A 16,827-nucleotide genomic window follows, 5' to 3' on the forward strand; every position below is an offset into this window, starting at 1 on the left:
ATGCGGCTTTCCGGCTCGACATGAGGGCCAACCAACACGTGCGACGACAAGCGGAGCTCAGCCGGACCAAGGACTTGGTACCTCGGATCCGCCGCTCGACGTGCATGCATCCGCTGTCTGGATGCGTGGTCTCGAAATCTGTTCAAGCCCTGATGTCGAAGCAATTTATCGTGCTGTGTGGGAACACCTCCCGTGACGACCATTTTGTACCATTACAGACAAAGCTCTCGCGACCCTCGCCCGAATCTCCAATCGCTCCATTTCAGGCTAAACGAAGGGTTGGCAGATGATCGACAATCGAAACGAATGGATCGCTGCGCGTGCTTATGCGCTATGGGAGCAGGCTGGTCGCCCGTTAGGCCAGGACGAACTGCATTGGGAGCAGGCGGTTCTGGAACGCAACTTGCTTGAACGGACACATGCCTCGAGCGACGGCGCAGAGCTTTACGCTCGCGTGCCAAGGCGCGCGGATCCGGATCCGGTCGAGGGGAGAAGCGTCCTGATCGTGGAGGACGAGCCACAGCTTCGCTACAACATCGTCGATTTCCTCGACAAGGCCGGATACCGCACCCTCGAGGCGGCCAACGCAGACGAGGCGTTGATCCACTTACGGCACAACGACGTCGATGCGCTGTATACCGATATTAATATGCCGGGAAGCATGGACGGCCTGGGGCTTGTCGCCACCGTCCGCAGTCGGTGGCCGCACATGCGGATCATCGTAACGTCAGGCTTCGTGAATCTCTCGCATCGTGACCTAGAGGCTGGAGTAACGTTTGTATCGAAGCCCACCAGCGGACTTGAATTGCTCAATCTCATGGCCAATTCCGCCTAGGCGTGACCGACAATTGTGCTTGGCCGGTCGAAGCCTGGTCGTCTGCTTGAGACCGGGCCTAGTAACGTCGCAATTTGAACAGGGCATTCACAGCAAACAAAAAGTGAAATTTTCGCCCTTGTTCGAAACTAGCCTGAGTCTGCTGGTCAACCATTCACTACGAGACCAGGCGCAATGCGGAACAAAAGTGTACGACCCATGTATCTGGGACGCAGTTGCCGTGCCTCTTAGCCATCAAGAGCGACCCCGATGAACTTGCTACTTACCGTCTGGCTGAGGCCGATCGCCAGCACCTGCTCGCGCGAGCTGAACGGGTACTGCTGCCAAAAGGGATGGTACTTTTGCAGCCAGACCGTCGGCGGAGTACGTTTATTTTGCATCGACGGGCATAGGCAGGGGCGGCGATGACCTTTATTCCAGCAGAGATGCCGAAGACATACTTCTCGTGGTTGGTAGCCCCCGTCGCTCAACACGCTAGTTCCTTCAAGCGGCCGACTGGCCGGCCATTCTTCAGATGCCATAGCGCCGATCGAGTTCATCGAGGGCGGACCGCACGTCATCGATCGAAACTGGCTCTGGTGTACCGGGCGGCCGACGGAGGGCGGGCTTCGACTCGACCGCGTAAAAATCCGACGCCCAGGCGGCCAGGATCGTGCGCTTATCATCGACCGATAGGGACGGCTCTCTCACCACGTCGACCGGGCGCTTGAGCTGCATGCGCGGAACCAGAACCGCGGGGCCCATCGCCATCGCGTTGCCGATGGCCTGCCGCAGCATGTCGTGCATCATCGGACTACCTCAACGAACGTGTGGATCGCTGTCGCCTGGCAGACGAGACGCGGCGATCATGTTGTTTTCCGGCGCGAGAAGATCGTGTTTCTTCGCGAAGGCGGCAAACAGGCCCCGCGCGGTCTCTGCTTCGATCTCACCGCGCAACGCGGCTCTGCATGCCTTTAGTGCGACCGCGTGCGCCGCGTCTCTCGGTGAACCCGGCCATTCGACGAGATGCCGGTAGGCGTCCATCACACTGCGAACCTCGGCCGGAAAGCCTAAGCCGACAAAAATTGAGACAGGCTGTTTGAACATATCGGGTTTCATCGCTCTCTCCTCCTAACCCGTGTTGACGGGCGCCGTGGTCACGGCGCCCTTGGTCTGCGAACGACGCGGTCAAGCGGCCTTTTGTGCTTCGATCTGCGCGGGAGCAGCGGAATTCGGTGCGGGAGCGTTCAGTATGGAGATTTTCCGCGGCTTCAGTGCCTCTGGAATCTCGCGAACGAGTTCGATCGAAAGAAGACCATTGCTGAGCTCCGCCCTATTCACCCTCACGTGGTCGGCAAGTTCGAACCGATGTTCGAACGGCCGGCCGGCTATGCCGCGATGCAGGTAGCCTTCATGTGCGGCCTCCTGCTTCTTGCCCGTCACGGACAGCAGATTGGATTGGAAGGTGATGTCGAGATCGTTTTGGGTGAAGCCCGCCACCGCGATCGAAATCCGATAGCTGTCATCCCCGCTCTTGATGATGTCATAGGGCGGCCAGTCGTTGATCGAGCGGGCGCGCTGGGCGTTTTCGAGAAGATGAAAGACCCGGTCGAACCCGACGCTCGAACGGTAGAGCGGTGCATAGTCGTAAGATGTTGCCATAGCCATATCCTCCTTGAAGCAACATGGTACCGAAGCGCCGAAAGACGGCGCCTCCAGCAAGGCCAGCCCTTCCTTAGCGGCTGGCGGCATCGATTTGGTTTTTTAGAATTTCGGATTCAAGAGCCGCAACAGAAAATTTTTCGCGGGCCTCGTCACCCGGCCTCCGCCTTCCATTGACCTCGGACTTGCTTATGCCGAGAGAAGCCTGCAAATTTTGGACGGAGTACGGATCATCGCCCCGCGCCTCCAGTCGCAAGCGTTCAGGCCTCTGCTCTTGTTCCTGCTCCTGGAGGCTGATCAGTTTGGGTAGTATTACAATGTCCTGGCTTTCATCGCGCGTTCCACTTGCTGTCCTCCGTCCTAGGACCAAGGACAGCAAAGCATGCCATGCCCCTTGTCAAAGACCCGCCGCAAACACCGGGTGTTCTCCGTTCCGCAGTGGTCTAGCCGCGGAAGGCCAAAACTTCGTTATTTTCACCAAGACCAGACCGCCTGGATCTTCCACAAAAGAGATTGATAGCAAATTTCTCGCACTAGGAGTGGCTTTACATCGTCGATGTCATAGGGCACCGCCGGAATCGGGATCGAGGGTCTTGCCGTGGATTTAGAGAGCAGTGTGCGAACAGTAGATCTTATCTCGCTGGTATCATCCTGGGAAGACGGCGCCGGGAAAGAGCTTAAAAACAGCCGCGGAGGCCCGTACTTGCTACGGGGTTTCTGGTCGGGCTTGAGGTCACGTGGCTACCTCACCTGTTGCGTATGGTACGCGAGGAAGCATTACGCTGTCTACTCGGTCGTCCCCGGAACTGGCTCTAGCGTTGATGCGCGGAAAACTGGATGTTACCCATGGCGGCTTCAATGAAAAGGCCGCGAACTTGGCGTCTCCTCTAAAGGTTTTAGACCGAAACAAAGAGAGAACATTGCATTTTTCGCCCCGATATCAATAATCCGAGTTATCGGGTCCTAGATGCGGTGAAACTACTGGCGAGCCGAGGCGTTCTGATCCTGTGACAACAACAAGTAGGAGAAAGTAATGGCGGACGACAGCACCACCACGATCCGGGCGATTTTCGAGACACGCGAGGCAGCCGACCGTGCAGTTGAACACCTTGTTCAACAGCACGGCATCTCAAGGCCCGACATCTTCATTCAATCCACCACCGATCGAAATACCGTTGGCTCAGTGCCATCGGGCGGTGATGCTTCCCACGCAGACGGCGCCCGCGATGACGCAGCCCTCGAAGGCGACATCGAGGTTTCGGCGGATATTGCAGCCAGTCAGATCGCCGCCGTCCAACGCAGTCTCGGTGACGCCGGTGCGGTCCATGTATCGCGTCGATAGGTCAGTGATCGGAGCCGGAGTTCATGAGCGACAATCTTTCGAAATACCGCGCCAAGCGCGATTTCAAGAAGACCGGCGAGCCGAGCGGCGAGGCCCAGGTGAAGCCGTCGAACCGCCGGCGGTTTGTGATCCAGAAGCACGACGCTACCCGGTTGCATTATGACCTTCGGCTCGAACTCGACGGCGTCTTTAAATCCTGGGCTGTGACCAAGGGCCCGTCGCTCGACCCGCACGACAAGCGGCTGGCCGTCGAAGTCGAAGACCATCCCTTGGACTACGGGGATTTCGAAGGCACGATCCCGAAAGGCCAGTATGGCGGCGGCACCGTGATGTTGTGGGACCGCGGCTACTGGGAGCTCGAGGGCAACAGGACGCCGGAAGAAGCGCTCGCTAGGGGCGATTTCAAGTTCAAGCTGGAGGGTAAGCGCCTCCATGGCGGTTTCGTTCTGGTGCGCATGCGCAACGACCGCGATGGCGGCAAACGGACCAACTGGCTGCTGATCAAGCATCATGACGATTTCTCGGTCGAGGAGAACGGCGCGGCCATCTTGGAGGAAAACGATACGTCCGTGGCGTCCGCGAGAACGATGGAGGCGATCGCAGCGGGAAAAGGCAGGAAGCCAACGCCATTCATGATGCAGAATGGCGACGTCGAGGCGGATGCGGTGTGGAACAGCAATCACGTTTTCGCGGCCGAGGAGCGCAAAGCGGGCGTGAAGACTGCAAAAAAGCCGTCGGCCGGCAAGCGTGCGAACTCCACCATGCCGGTTTTCGTCCCACCGCAGCTGTGCGAAACCCTGGCGCGCCCGCCATCTGCCGATGGCTGGATTCATGAGATCAAATTCGACGGCTATCGCATCCAGATGCGAGTTGAGGATGGCGAGGCAACCCTCAAAACCCGCAAGGGTCTGGACTGGACGGCCAAATATCCGGCCATCGCCGCCTCAGCGTCCGCTCTTCCCGACGCCATCATTGATGGAGAGATCTGCGCGCTCGACGAAACCGGCGCCCCGGATTTTGCTGCGCTCCAGGCGGCGCTCTCGGAAGGAAAGACCGATAATTTGGTCTACTTTGCATTCGACCTCCTCTTCGTGGGAGGCGAAGATTTGCGCGAGCTGCCGCTCACAGAACGCAAGGAACGCTTGGCGACGTTCTTGTCGGATGCCGGCGAAGATCCGCGTCTACACTTCGTCGAGCATTTCGAAACCGGTGGCGACGCGGTTCTCAGATCCGCCTGTCGTTTGTCGCTGGAGGGGATCGTCTCGAAACAGGCTGACGCACCTTATCAATCGGGCCGCACCGAGACATGGGCCAAGTCGAAATGCCGGGCAGGGCATGAAGTCGTTATCGGCGCCTATGCGAAAACCAATGGCAAGTTCCGATCACTGCTCGTCGGCGTCCATCGCGGCAACCATTTTGTCTATGTCGGCCGGGTCGGCACGGGTTATGGAGCGAAGGTCGTCGACACGCTCTTGCCCAAGCTGCAGGCGATGGAGACATCGGAGTCGCCGTTCACCGGTATCGGTGCGCCGAAGAAGAGCCCTGATATCGTTTGGCTAAAACCAGAACTCGTCGCCGAGATCGAGTTTGCCGGCTGGACGGCCGATGGCCAGGTGCGCCAAGCGGCGTTCAAGGGCTTGCGGGAAGATAAGCCTGCGGCAGAAGTCGAGGCCGAGAAGCCGGCCTCACCAGCCAAAACCGAGGTGCCCGATCCCGAGACTTCGAAACCGGCGCCTGCGCGTTTCCGCAAGGGCGCGAAGGTGGAGGTGATGGGCGTGATGATCTCCAGCCCCGACAAGCCGCTATGGCCGGATGCCGGTGACGGAGAGCCGGTGACTAAGGTCGATCTGGCGCACTACCACGAAGCCGTCGGTTCCTGGTTGATCGACCATATCAAGGGGCGGCCATGCTCAATCATTCGCACACCGGACGGCATTGGCGGAGAGCAGTTCTTCCAGCGCCATGCGATGCCGGGGACATCGAACCTGCTGGAACTGGTCACGGTGTTTGGCGACAAGAAGCCCTACCTACAGATCGATCGCGTCGAGGGTCTTGCGGCAATCGCCCAGATCGGCGGCGTCGAGCTGCATCCGTGGAACTGTGAGCCTAATCAGCCGGAAGTGCCCGGCCGTCTGGTGTTTGACCTCGATCCTGGACCTGATGTCGATTTCTCCACCGTCGTCGCAGCGGCTCGTGAAATCCGCGACCGGCTGGAGGAGCTCGGGCTCGTCAGCTTCTGCAAGACGACGGGCGGCAAAGGACTGCACGTGGTGACGCCGCTTGCTGTGCCGAAGAGCAAGAAACTCAGCTGGGACATCGCGAAGGGTTTCGCCCATAATGTTTGCGAACAGATGGCGCGCGACAATCCGGATCTTTACCTGATCAAAATGGCCAAGAATCAGCGTGAGGGGCGCATCTTTCTCGACTACCTGCGCAACGATCGCATGGCGACGGCTGTCGCACCTTTGTCTCCACGAGCGCGGCCCGGCGCCGCCGTGTCGATGCCGTTGACGTGGACGCAGGTAAAGTCTGATCTCGACCCCAAGCGGTTCACGGTTCGCACAGTTCCTGCGCTGCTTGCGAAAAGCGCCGCGTGGCAGGATTATTGCGATGGTCAGCGACCGCTTGAGCAGGCGATCAAGCGCCTCGGAAAATTAAAGCAGGCAGCGTGAGCGTTCGGGGGCCGCATGGCGATGGGACGGGAATTCGAATTCGTGGTGAGGCGCCATGGAAAAGGAACTGAACGATACCGCTCCTGCTGAACCACGTGTTGGCGCGACCACTGACCTGCCCCACGATCGCATCGCCGTGCAGCGCTTTCGTCGCTAGTCTTTCCCGCGCGCTCGTTGGAGCGATAACTTGAAGGCCTGGTTCGTGCCCGGTCGCACCGCAGAAAGGCGCATCGGAGTTGGATTGGCCGAGATGGAAGCGGAGGCCGACACGTTTGCCGACGAGAAGGAAAGGGACGCATTCGCCTTTGATCCTATCGGAAGCCGCTATCTCGAAGCCGCGCCATCGGCCTTTCAAATCCGGACGCCATACTCGCGCGCCGTCGTGAACGAAATTCGTGAAATCCCGTTTGCGCGCTGGGACGCGGATCGCCGGTTATGGACTGTGCCCTACCGATCTTACGACAAACTCCGCCGACGGTGGCAGGCAATCGAGGCGACAGCCGAACGCAATGAACCCGAGGTTAGGAAAGCGCGCCGCGAGGCAATGAAGGGCACGGAGGAAGAGGAGGCATCGAAGGCGAGACTGAGCGAGCGTCGGCGAAAACGCTATCCGGTGCCTGCACACGATGTTCCGCCGCTCCGAGCGTGCGATCGGCACGCATGTTGGTGTCGTTATCTTCACCAGCACCGATGGCGAACTGGCAGATCCGCCACTGTGGGTACGTTCTATTTTCCTGCAGGACCAAGCCAGGAGTATGTTTGGGCGTCGTGGCGGACCGCTCGAAGAACTGGTGGCGACCTGGCCAGCGAGAACGCCACCCGGCGAGGAAGAACGCGCAAGAGGATGGTGGCTGCCAAACTTGGAGGAGTTGCGGTCCGCTCGGCAAAAGGCCAGATCAAAACGGCGCACCAAACAACGCAGGGGAGAGCGGGACGATACGGCGTGAACAGTTTGCACATCGTCGGGAGAGGAGCGTTCGGATTGATTGAGCAGATGCAGAAGGTACTCCACGAGTTTCCAAACTTGCCGCCGGTGGATCCGCGCGAGATGATCGTACTACGGACCGGTCCGCCTGCCCGCGATCGGCCCCGCTGGCGCCGCGATCCCGCCCAGCCCAATCTCCCCTTGGGTCCGGCCTGATCGGATCGAGCCATGCCTTGCCTTGCTGAAACCAAGCCGCCGAAGGGCGACGACTGGGTTTATGAGATCAAATTGGATGGCTCGCCTGTCGGTTCATATCGAGCCGACGGGCATTCGCATCCTGACGCGCGGCGGCCATGACTGGACGCGTCGTTTCCCGGCGAAACAGGCGGCCATGTGGCTTCCGGCTGGCACTGCAATCCTCGATGGCGAGGGGCTGTTCTCGACGAGGAGGGCCGGTCGTGTTTCAGCCTGCTGCAACAGTCGCTCAGCGGCGGGGGCGCAAGAAGAGCTCGAGCGACGCCATCGTCATGCCCTTCGAACTATTTCGATGCCCATGATCTCAGGAGGTCGGAGCTGGACGCGCCGGCATTAGTCGAGGTTCTCGTGCCGGCCAGCGAGCAGGCGATATCAGCCTTTCCGAGGAGATCGAGGCCGACGGCGATTAGCTGCTGGCAAGCGCCTGTGCGCATGGGCTGGAGGCATCATCGCCAAGCGTAGGAGTGAGCCCTATCGATCCGGCGGCTCGGCGATTGGGTGAAGATCAAATGCGTCCAGGATGAGAGCTTTGTGATCGTCGGCTACGGGCGATCAACCGCCGCGCGCGTGCCGAGATTGGCCGGCTTCTGCTGGCCGCGCGCAAGGCTGTCTAAATATAGCTGCTGCCTAGCAAACCTTTTGTCAATTTTGACGTTGTCGGACGAGAATAAGGTCGACGGAGCAACCTATGACAACATTCTTTTTTTCGATAAAAGATGGCGACGGCGAATTCCACGTCGACAATGGGCTCGAGTTCATCGATTTGGCCGCGGCGCTTGGTTATGCCCACCATGTACTTTCGGAAATGGCGGTGGACGGTATTCCAAACTCGCCCGAGGAAGAAAAGTCAGTCGCGATCGAGGGCCCGGACCGGCAGCCCATGGCGGTGATGTCCATTCGGGTTACACTGGACTTCATCCAGCCATCGGCGCCCGAGGAATGTCGTCTGGCCGCAGCCGACATTGATCGCGGAGAGCGAACACCCAGCTTTGACGGATGACGGAAAGCTGCCGGTGTCCTCCTATAAGGAGCCGCGGGCGGCTGATGAGGTGGCGGTTTATAAAAATAGATTAGGTTTAGGACTAGCGGACGTTGCCAGAATGACGCGATGTAATGCCGAGCATTATCGACATTCTCAACCTTGAGCGCCCAACGGGCCACTGAACCACCACAGGGTTCAGCAGACTTGGGAAGAGGCACTCATCCAGGCATTTCCATAGGCCACGCCAAGACGGATGGAGCACGGCCAGTGCCGTTACGACAGGCGCGGCGACGATATCATCAACTGCCGCTACCTGGCGGACGACACGCCACGTAGACCACTAGTGCTATGGAAAGCGCCATCGCCGTCGCTCCAAAGACAAGGCGATAAATCGCCGCCGCATCCAGAGGAAGTCCCGCGATGATGCCAAAAACGGACGACGACGCCGAAACTCCGAGAAAAACAAGTGTGTTGAGCGCTCCGAGCCCGATGCCTCTCATTTGATACGGCAGCAATGCCTGCGCCTCGGTCATCGCCACGGGATGAACATTGCCCATCGCGTAAAGCAAGGCCAATCCCGCGGATGCGGCGTAAATGCTGATATCTGGCGAGACCGCGAGAAGAAGGCCACTCAAAAGGCCCACGACGTAGGTTGCGGTCACGATCGTAGGCCCGCGCCATCGCAGAAGCGCGAATGGCAGCGTAAATGAAGTCGCTATGCCGACGACACTGACGGCCGTCAGAACAGCGCCGGTATCGGTGCCGTGGCCGAAGATGTCGGTGAGGTATGGTCCCGCCCAAGCGTTACGAAACGTGCCGCCCAGCGAAAGTGTGAAACAGATCGGTATCAGATAGGCGAGACGAGGCAACCTCCACGGTGCGCCCCCGGTCGTGTGTTGGCTGCTTCTAGCGGGCGGGGCGTGGCGCAACGAAGTCGCGACAGCAAGGGCGCATGCCAACATCATCGCGGACGCGGTCGAGCACGCGACGCGCCAGCCCCATTCGGCCGTAAAGAAGGATAGCGGGGATGCTGAAACCAGCGCGCCGATGGAGCCTACCGAACTCACGGTGGCCGCAATTCGCCCAGCCCGGTCCGGCGAGTGGAGGCGACCGAGATAATAAAGGGCGCCCATGAAGATCGGCGCGCAACCTATGCCGATCGCGACCTGACCGATGAACGCCGACCAGAAGCTAGATGATGAAGCGAGGAGCGCCGACCCCGCGGCGCCAACGACCATCATCAATGCCATGGGCCAGCGCACCCCCCAGCGGTCGAACGCGATACCCACGGGGATCTGTAGCAATGCGAATGACCCGAAAAACGCGGACGCGAGCCATCCGAATTCCGCGGGCGACAGCGCGAGGTCGTCCGCAACCAGCGGCCCCACCACGCCAAAATAGCTTCGGAAGTACATGCTCGCGAAGAAGGCGGCGCTTAGGGCTGATAGGGACATCCACATCCTTCTGCTGGTTCAACCGGAATAACGCTGCCGGTTGCGGCGGCCAACGCCGCTGCGCTTTACTTGCGACAAGCGAAGCAGGCCAATCTTCAGCGCTCCGCTAGGAGCCCTGGCGCCATCTGATTGCTGCTTCCGTCCGATTGCTGGCGCCAAGCTTGGACAGTATTTCGGTCATGTGATGCTTGATCGTTTTCTCCTGCAGGTTCAGCCGGCGCCCGATATGCTTGTTGGAAAGTCCTTCGGCGACCAATTCTATCACCTCGGTTTCGCGGGCAGTCAGTGAAGCCGGTCTGTCGAAGAGACTTTTTTCGACCTTGGACCGCATGGTCGGCGAGATGTATCTGGAGCCTCCAGCGACTGTCCGAATGGCCTCTGCAAGTCCGCGTGATCCGATACCCTTGACGACGTATCCCGCTGCCCCTTGTCGTAGCGCTGCAACAAGCGGGTCGACTTCCTCCGAGGCGGTCAACATCAGGACTTTTGTCTGTGGGCTTCGCACCACGATCTCGGAAATCGCTTCGATCCCTCCTCCGGGCATGGACACATCGAGCAGAACGACGTCAGGCCTTTGGGCCGCCACCAGCATGGTCGCGTCATCGGCACTTGCCCCTTCACCGACAACAACGAAATCCTCGATTTCGGACAGACTGCGGCTCACCCCTTCTCGAAAAAGAGGGTGGTCGTCCACAATCGCTATTGTGATGGCTGTCAAGCTGCACTCTCCATTTCCTCGGTGAAGAAAAACATCCGCCACCTGTCGATTGGCTATCCAACAGACATGGCAAGCAATCAGAAAACGTCCAGAGAGACACTGGAGTGGCGAACGAAGGCTTTTAGTTAGGCCTGTCTGATTTCGCCTCCGGCTACGAAGACCGGGTTTGTGATTTTGCCACCTGGCCGAGCCGGTCCGCCACGGGCTCAAGGGCTGAACTCAGTTCGGCATCCACCTCCGTCAGCCGCATCAGGTGACGTCGAGATTGCGCGGTCTCGTCCGGGCGTTCGACAGACGAAGGGACGATTTGCTGGTCGAATTTCGACCGGTTCACTCGCGGTGGATCACGACCGGTTGCTGTTGTCCTCACGAGACGATGACAGTGTTGTCTCAGGCGCAGGCACTTCTCGAATGTAAGCCGAACCACGAAAGATGGTTCGCTTTTTAAGATCGACCAGATCGTCACAAGTGACAGATACGTGTTCCTGGCTTGGCGGAACTCCCAAAATGCGTATTTCTGGGTGGCGTTGATCGCGCTTCGGGTTGCGTATTGGGGGAGTTGAGGGTTTGCCGCCAGCGAACGCCTGATAACTTCCAGTGCGCCTCGGCCCATTGGCAGGTGATTGGACGACATGTTGCCGGGATACTGCCGGTATCCAACCAGCCGTTCGGGGATGACTTCGATTTGATAGCGCGCGGCCAGCTTGAGTTCGAAGTCGAGATCTTCGCAGCCGCCAATTCCTGCAGCTGCATATGAGCTGTCAAATCCGCCGATCTCGAGCGCGACATCCCGACGGACAAGAAGCGCGCTTCCGTTGCCGACATATTTGAAAGTCAGATGCCGGGCGAAGATATATCCTCTGGCGACATCGGGCCGGCAGGAGCGAAGGATCTCGTCGTCACTATTGATGATGTAATGCAGCACATAAACCGCAGCCCACTGTGGGGTTAAGCGATTGAGCGCATTCACCTGCTTTTCGATTTTCGTGTGATGCCAGAGATCGTCCGCGTCAAGAAATGCCACAAACCGACCTGCTGCTTCCCGGATGCCGGTGTTCCTTGCTGCGGCAACGCCGCGGTTTGGCGTGGACAGCAGGCGGATCCGCGAATCTGCCAGCGCCACTTGCTCGACCACCCTTGCCGTATCATCGGTAGAGCCGTCATTGACGACGATGATCTCCAGGTTCCGGTAGGTCTGGCGCCCGGCGGATCGAAGCGTGCGTTCGATATAACGGGAAGCATTGAAGGTCGGGATGACCACCGAAACCAGCGGCCCGTTGAATTGACGAACGTCCCTCCGATCCGTGTCTGAAGAAAAAAGCATTTCAGATCCTCATCGGCCGAACAATGATGCTATTCGTTTCAGACGGAGTTCGTTTGGATTTTCGCCTTGTTCCGACATATCCTCGGAGCGTCACGCAAATCTCACCCGCCATGGTATGGAAGCCCGCAGTTGCGTTGCACTCTAATTTCGTTGCTGGTGTCTCATAATGGACTTTAGTCCGATGTAGCCCATCAGCCATAATCATTGCGTGTACATCCTCCGATTTAGATATGATTGGAAGGCGACGCAATTCGAATGAGCTGGGAGTACGGAAATCGGGCACATCACCCTGGCGATGCATGAATCGTCCGTCGAACGCGCGTCGCTCCGGCGCGAATCCCGCGCGCCGTCAGACGTTGGCGGAGAGACGCATTTGGACGTTCCAATTGGAAAGCATTCGAAGTGCCTCGTCCGGCCTCCCGAAGAGATAGCCCTGTCCCGTCTCGCATCCGAGCCGATGTAGCGCCTCGGCCTCCACCTCGGTTTCGACGCCCTCGGCGACAACTACCAAGTTCAAGCCGTGCGCCAAGGAGACGATCGCCCGCACTATTTCGAATATGCTTGGATTGCCGTTCATTCGCCTGACAAAGGACTGATCGATCTTGAGCTTGTCGAGAGGAAGATCGGCAAGATAGTTCATCGATGAATAGCCGGTCCCGAAGTCATCCAGGGCAATGACGACTCCCCGATCGCGAAGTGCGCGCATCTTGGCGATTGAGGCGCCGCCTTTGTCGAGGAACGCGGATTCCGTCAATTCCAGGCACAAGCGGGAGGCAGGAAGCCCGCTGCAGGATAATGCGTCCCGCACGTCGGCCTCGACGTCGGACCCCTCGAACTGAAGTGCCGAAACGTTGACTGCGACGCTGAGCTCGCCAGGCCAAGCGGCGGCCTCGGTGCAGGCTTCAAACAGAGTCCAGCGGCCGATATCGCAGATGATGCCGGAGGATTCAGCGATCGGGATGAACTCGGCCGGAGATATCAACCCGAACTCCGGATGGTTCCATCTGATCAAAGCCTCCGCGCCGACGAGGCGCCTGCTTCTGAATTCGATCTGCGGCTGGAACTGCAGGAAGAACTGCCGGTTCTGGAGAGCATCGCGCATGTCCCGCTCCAGCCGGCGCGACCGCGCTTGGCGAACGGCGGTAGAAGGATCGAAAGACGACCATCGTTGCCCAGGGCTGGCCTTGACGGCATCCAGCGCAGATTCAGCGGCGGCCAGACGAGCGCCGGGCGCCGCGTCGCCCGAGCGGGCTACTCCGAGGCGAACCGAGACCGGGACTACCGCGCCGCGGAGCAATATGGGCTCTTCGAACAGCCGCGAAAGACTATCTGCAAAATCCTCGATCCGACGTTCATCGTTTGTGAGGGTGGCGATGCCGAAATGGTCACCGTCCAGTCTTGCCAGCAAATCGTCGGCGAACGCGCTCGCCAGCCTGGCCGCCACAGCTTTCAAAAGCTCGTCCCCGGCGTCGCGGCCAAGAGTGGCGCAAAGCGACGAGAAACGTTTGATATCCAGCACCGAAACGAGGACCTCGTCTTCAATGGCGGCCAGTCGGGACGCGAATTCCCGACGATTGAGCAATCCGGTGAGGTCGTCCCGTTCGGATAGCTTCTTCAACCGGTGCTCATATTCGCGTCGCGCGGTGACGTCTCGCATGATCAGGCAACCGGCGAACCGCGAGCGCGCCGCCGTCGTCTGTTCGGTAGGCGAAATTGTGATGGACACCTCGTAGTGAGCGGCATGCGAACCACCGCTGCCGGTGAAATCGGCAAGAGCCGTGTGTATCCTGTTTGGTTCAGCATCGTGTTCTGAAACCAGCCTTCGCAGAATGCCGATCATGGCGGTGTCGGTGCCATCGAGAAGCAAGGTACCGACATCGACCCGCAGCAAGGCTTTTGCGGATTCGCTCGCCTCGACGATCCTCAGATCGCCGTCGAATGCAACGACGCCGTCCGAACTGTCGGCAATAATCCTTCTCATGAGGCGTCTGGTGTTTCGAGCTTCCCTGTTGGCCATGGCAACAAGCATTTGACCGAGGTCGACGCGTTCGTTCAGGGCCAGCATCCAGGCGAGCAGAAGCATCGACCACGGCACCGCTGTCCCGACAAGAAGGCCGTACTGCCGTTGCAGCAGGAATGCGCCGATTTCGCCGACGATGACCGTGGTCAGTCCGGCGGCCGCCATCGTCATAATTCGGGTCGAGCGCCCGCAGATCACAAGGACAATAAGCAAGACCGCAAACAGGAGTTCCAGCGGCGCCTGATCGAATATTCTCAGGAAGCGGTTCTGGAGGAGCGTTTCCGCGGCAAGCACGTGGATGAGCGGGCCGGCGATCGCTCCATATACGGGAACAGGGAAAATGTCTTTCAGCTCGGTCGCAGATGCTCCCACGACAACCGAGCGGTCTCTCATCGCCTCGGCCGGTACGCTTCCATTCAGCACCTCGGACAAGGAGATTGTCGGGATGGTCTCGGGCCTTATCGAGTAGTCGATCAGCAGGGAACCGGAACTGCTGTCGATCCTGCCAACAGCCGATGCAGCGGACTGAGTGCGGTTCCCGTCAAGCTGGCTTCCCAAATCGAAACGGCGGACGACTCCATCCGCATCCATAGCGACATTGGCGAATACGGGCCAGGCATTCTCAAGAAATTGTGGGATCGGCCTCGTCACCGCCGTCTGAGACGATGACGCCGTCTCCTGCTGCCGGAACACCGGCAAAAGCACACCTCCTCCGGCTCTCTTTAGCGCCGCCGCCAGACGGTCGTCCTCGTGCTTGCTGGAGAACGCACTGAAATCGACGTCGAGGAAGATGTCCCTGGCGCCTGACCCAATCAGCTTATCGACTAGGGTCGCATAAATGCTCCGCGGCCACGGCCAGGTCCCAACGGCGTCGAGAGAATGTTTGTCAATTGCAACGAAGATGACGTTGCCGGAAGCTTGGCGAGGAGCCCATTCGAAGCGCTTCGCAAAAAGGCTGTTGTTGAAGGCTTGAAAGATGCCGACGTTGGCTGCGGTGAGCGGCAGCGCCAGCATCGCGGCGATCAGCAGAATACGAGCCGACATGGTGCTGACGTTACCCGAGACATAGTCTCCGCCCGCTGTAGTCCTTCGACTCACTTGTCCTTGCCTTTGCCGTGTCCGCCGGAATTACCGTTACCATTGCCCCCGCTATTGTTGTTGCCCTTGCCGCTGTTTCCGTTGCCATTGCCGCCGGAATTGCCGTTGCCCCCGCTATTGTTGTTGCCCTTGCCGCTATTTCCGTTGCCATTGCCGCCGGAATTGCTGTTGCCGTTGCCCCCGCTGTTATTATCGCTCTTGCCACTGTTTCCGTTCCCGTTTCCACCGGAATTGCCGTTACCATTGCCGCCGCTGTTGCCATTGCTCCCGCTGTTGCCGTTTCCGTTACTGCTGCTGTCAGTGCCCTTGCCGTTCGCACTATTGCCATCGCTGCTGGCACTGGAATTCTTATCCTTGCCAGCAGTCGGAGACTTGTTCTTAGCCTCGGACGCCTCGACCGCACCCGCGATATTCGTGGTGCCGACGGCAGGGACCTTGGCGGCCGACGGTGCAACAGATATGATCTCGGGCTTGGATAGCTGGCCCCTTACCGTCATGCCAGCCTTGCTATCGACCGCTGCGCTCTGGCGCGGCCCTACATTGGATTGCTGGCCGCTTGCGAAGGACGTGACCTGGACTAGGCCGCGATCGACGGAGACGGATGCCTTCGTACGATCTACCGTCACGTGGAAGATCGTTCCTTTCACGACGGCCGCCAGATAGGGCGTCTGCACCGTCGTATGGGGCTGGCTTCGCTTTTCGATCTCAAGGTCCAGCGAACCGACCTGCTGGACGATCTCGGTCTTCCTGGAAAGAAATCCGTTGGTGGTGATGGAGGCCAGCGTATTTGGTTGGAAAGTGATGCTCTCCACGCCTCTGGCAAGCTGCATCCGTCCGCGCGGACCTGTCGAAACCCATGCCCGGTTAGGGACCACGTCTCCTGGGCTCAGGTCCAGCCAGTTCGTTCGGTCGACGGAATATTTCGCTTGATTCGTGGCTTTGACGACCCGCCAGTCGTCGGCAGCCGCGAACGCGGCTGTCGTCAACAATATCAGTGCGGCTATCAGAATTCGATTTATTGCAGGCATGAATGCTTCCCCGACGTTTCGGGTAGTGAAGCACTACCTAATTAAGAATGATTTTAAGACCGAATGCGGATTTTCGTATGGAGCGATTGGTACGAAAGCGTACGAGCCAGGGGATTTGAAAATTGGCTACGACAACGGACGCGCTCATGCTGCCGGCACTTGGACGCACCACGTCGCGCGCTCCAATTGCTCGGGCATCTCACTCGCGGGATCCGCACTCTCGCGCCCCATTCGATCCGCTCCCCGAGCGGAGTTGCCACGCGGTCCACTCGATGTCATGCGCGGCCGATGACGCGACCCCTTCCATGCACGCTCACTAGCCCCGGACTACCTGGGGGCTTTTTTGACAGCCCAGCAAGTTCCGCTCGAGCGTAAGCGGTTCTCTCCACCTGCAACCTAACTTGCGATTTACCGGGCCACGCCGATGGGTGATTGTGGAGTCACTCAACCAACCGTGCGGGTGCCACGGGGGCAACCTCACGCCGCTCGCTGCCGACGATGGGCGAGCCTGCGATGCTCATCCTGGGCGCTGC

At 59.3% G+C, this 16,827-nt stretch carries 12 protein-coding genes and 3 pseudogenes; 7 read left to right on the top strand and 8 right to left on the bottom strand.

Annotated elements, in window-relative coordinates; translation table 11 throughout:
• Positions 1 to 286 precede the first annotated feature (286 nt).
• On the top strand, positions 287 to 835 hold the full coding sequence (locus tag AC2444_RS35655; protein WP_128450439.1) for a response regulator: 549 nt from the start codon (positions 287 to 289) through the stop codon (positions 833 to 835).
• 510 nt (positions 836 to 1,345) lie between these two features.
• Here the strand turns inward: AC2444_RS35655 and AC2444_RS35660 are convergent.
• From AC2444_RS35660 to AC2444_RS35670, 3 genes are all read right to left on the bottom strand, one after another.
• A complete protein-coding gene (locus AC2444_RS35660) occupies positions 1,346 to 1,624 on the bottom strand; it encodes a hypothetical protein (protein WP_003554773.1) in 279 nt (92 codons plus the stop codon).
• A gap of 9 nt (positions 1,625 to 1,633) precedes the next feature.
• A complete protein-coding gene (locus AC2444_RS35665) occupies positions 1,634 to 1,933 on the bottom strand; it encodes a DUF982 domain-containing protein (protein ID WP_003554771.1) in 300 nt (99 codons plus the stop codon).
• A 69-nt stretch (positions 1,934 to 2,002) separates the two neighbouring features.
• Positions 2,003 to 2,476: an Hsp20 family protein gene (locus tag AC2444_RS35670; protein WP_017997554.1), complete on the bottom strand. Its 474-nt coding sequence runs from the start codon at positions 2,474 to 2,476 to the stop codon at positions 2,003 to 2,005.
• 684 nt (positions 2,477 to 3,160) lie between these two features.
• On the opposite strand from AC2444_RS35670, the pseudogene AC2444_RS35675 reads away from it, so the two are divergent.
• From AC2444_RS35675 to AC2444_RS35700, 6 genes and pseudogenes are all read left to right on the top strand, one after another.
• A pseudogene (locus tag AC2444_RS35675) lies at positions 3,161 to 3,318 on the top strand (LysR family transcriptional regulator); the annotation flags it as partial.
• A gap of 191 nt (positions 3,319 to 3,509) precedes the next feature.
• Positions 3,510 to 3,818 (top strand): hypothetical protein, encoded by a 309-nt coding sequence (locus tag AC2444_RS35680; protein ID WP_003554767.1) that lies wholly within the window; start codon positions 3,510 to 3,512, stop codon positions 3,816 to 3,818.
• Between the two features lie 23 nt (positions 3,819 to 3,841).
• The gene (gene ligD / locus AC2444_RS35685) at positions 3,842 to 6,490 is read left to right on the top strand and encodes a DNA ligase D (RefSeq protein ID WP_128450440.1); all 2,649 of its coding nucleotides are present in this window, start codon (positions 3,842 to 3,844) and stop codon (positions 6,488 to 6,490) included.
• A gap of 187 nt (positions 6,491 to 6,677) precedes the next feature.
• Positions 6,678 to 7,437, top strand: a pseudogene (locus AC2444_RS35690) (hypothetical protein).
• Between the two features lie 101 nt (positions 7,438 to 7,538).
• Positions 7,539 to 8,275, top strand: a pseudogene (locus AC2444_RS35695) (ATP-dependent DNA ligase); the annotation flags it as partial.
• Positions 8,276 to 8,358: 83 nt separating this feature from the next.
• Entirely contained in the window at positions 8,359 to 8,670 is a 312-nt protein-coding gene (locus AC2444_RS35700; protein WP_003554763.1) for a DUF6894 family protein, read from the top strand.
• Positions 8,671 to 8,951: 281 nt separating this feature from the next.
• On the opposite strand, the gene AC2444_RS35705 is transcribed toward AC2444_RS35700, so the two are convergent.
• The 5 genes from AC2444_RS35705 to AC2444_RS35725 all read right to left on the bottom strand — a co-directional run bounded on the left by AC2444_RS35705 (position 8,952) and on the right by AC2444_RS35725 (position 16,294).
• Positions 8,952 to 10,106, bottom strand: coding sequence for an MFS transporter (locus AC2444_RS35705; protein WP_245460406.1), 1,155 nt, complete (start codon positions 10,104 to 10,106; stop codon positions 8,952 to 8,954).
• A gap of 106 nt (positions 10,107 to 10,212) precedes the next feature.
• On the bottom strand, positions 10,213 to 10,824 hold the full coding sequence (locus AC2444_RS35710) for a response regulator (protein ID WP_003554760.1): 612 nt from the start codon (positions 10,822 to 10,824) through the stop codon (positions 10,213 to 10,215).
• Between the two features lie 151 nt (positions 10,825 to 10,975).
• Positions 10,976 to 12,148, bottom strand: a complete 1,173-nt coding sequence (locus AC2444_RS35715) for a glycosyltransferase family 2 protein (RefSeq protein WP_487762933.1) — start codon at positions 12,146 to 12,148, stop codon at positions 10,976 to 10,978.
• Positions 12,149 to 12,497: 349 nt separating this feature from the next.
• A complete protein-coding gene (locus AC2444_RS35720; protein ID WP_128450099.1) occupies positions 12,498 to 15,212 on the bottom strand; it encodes an EAL domain-containing protein in 2,715 nt (904 codons plus the stop codon).
• A 50-nt stretch (positions 15,213 to 15,262) separates the two neighbouring features.
• Entirely contained in the window at positions 15,263 to 16,294 is a 1,032-nt protein-coding gene (locus tag AC2444_RS35725) for a FecR family protein (RefSeq protein WP_128405692.1), read from the bottom strand.
• Positions 16,295 to 16,827: the final 533 nt, after the last annotated feature.

The organism is Rhizobium sp. WSM1328, from assembly GCF_057653715.1.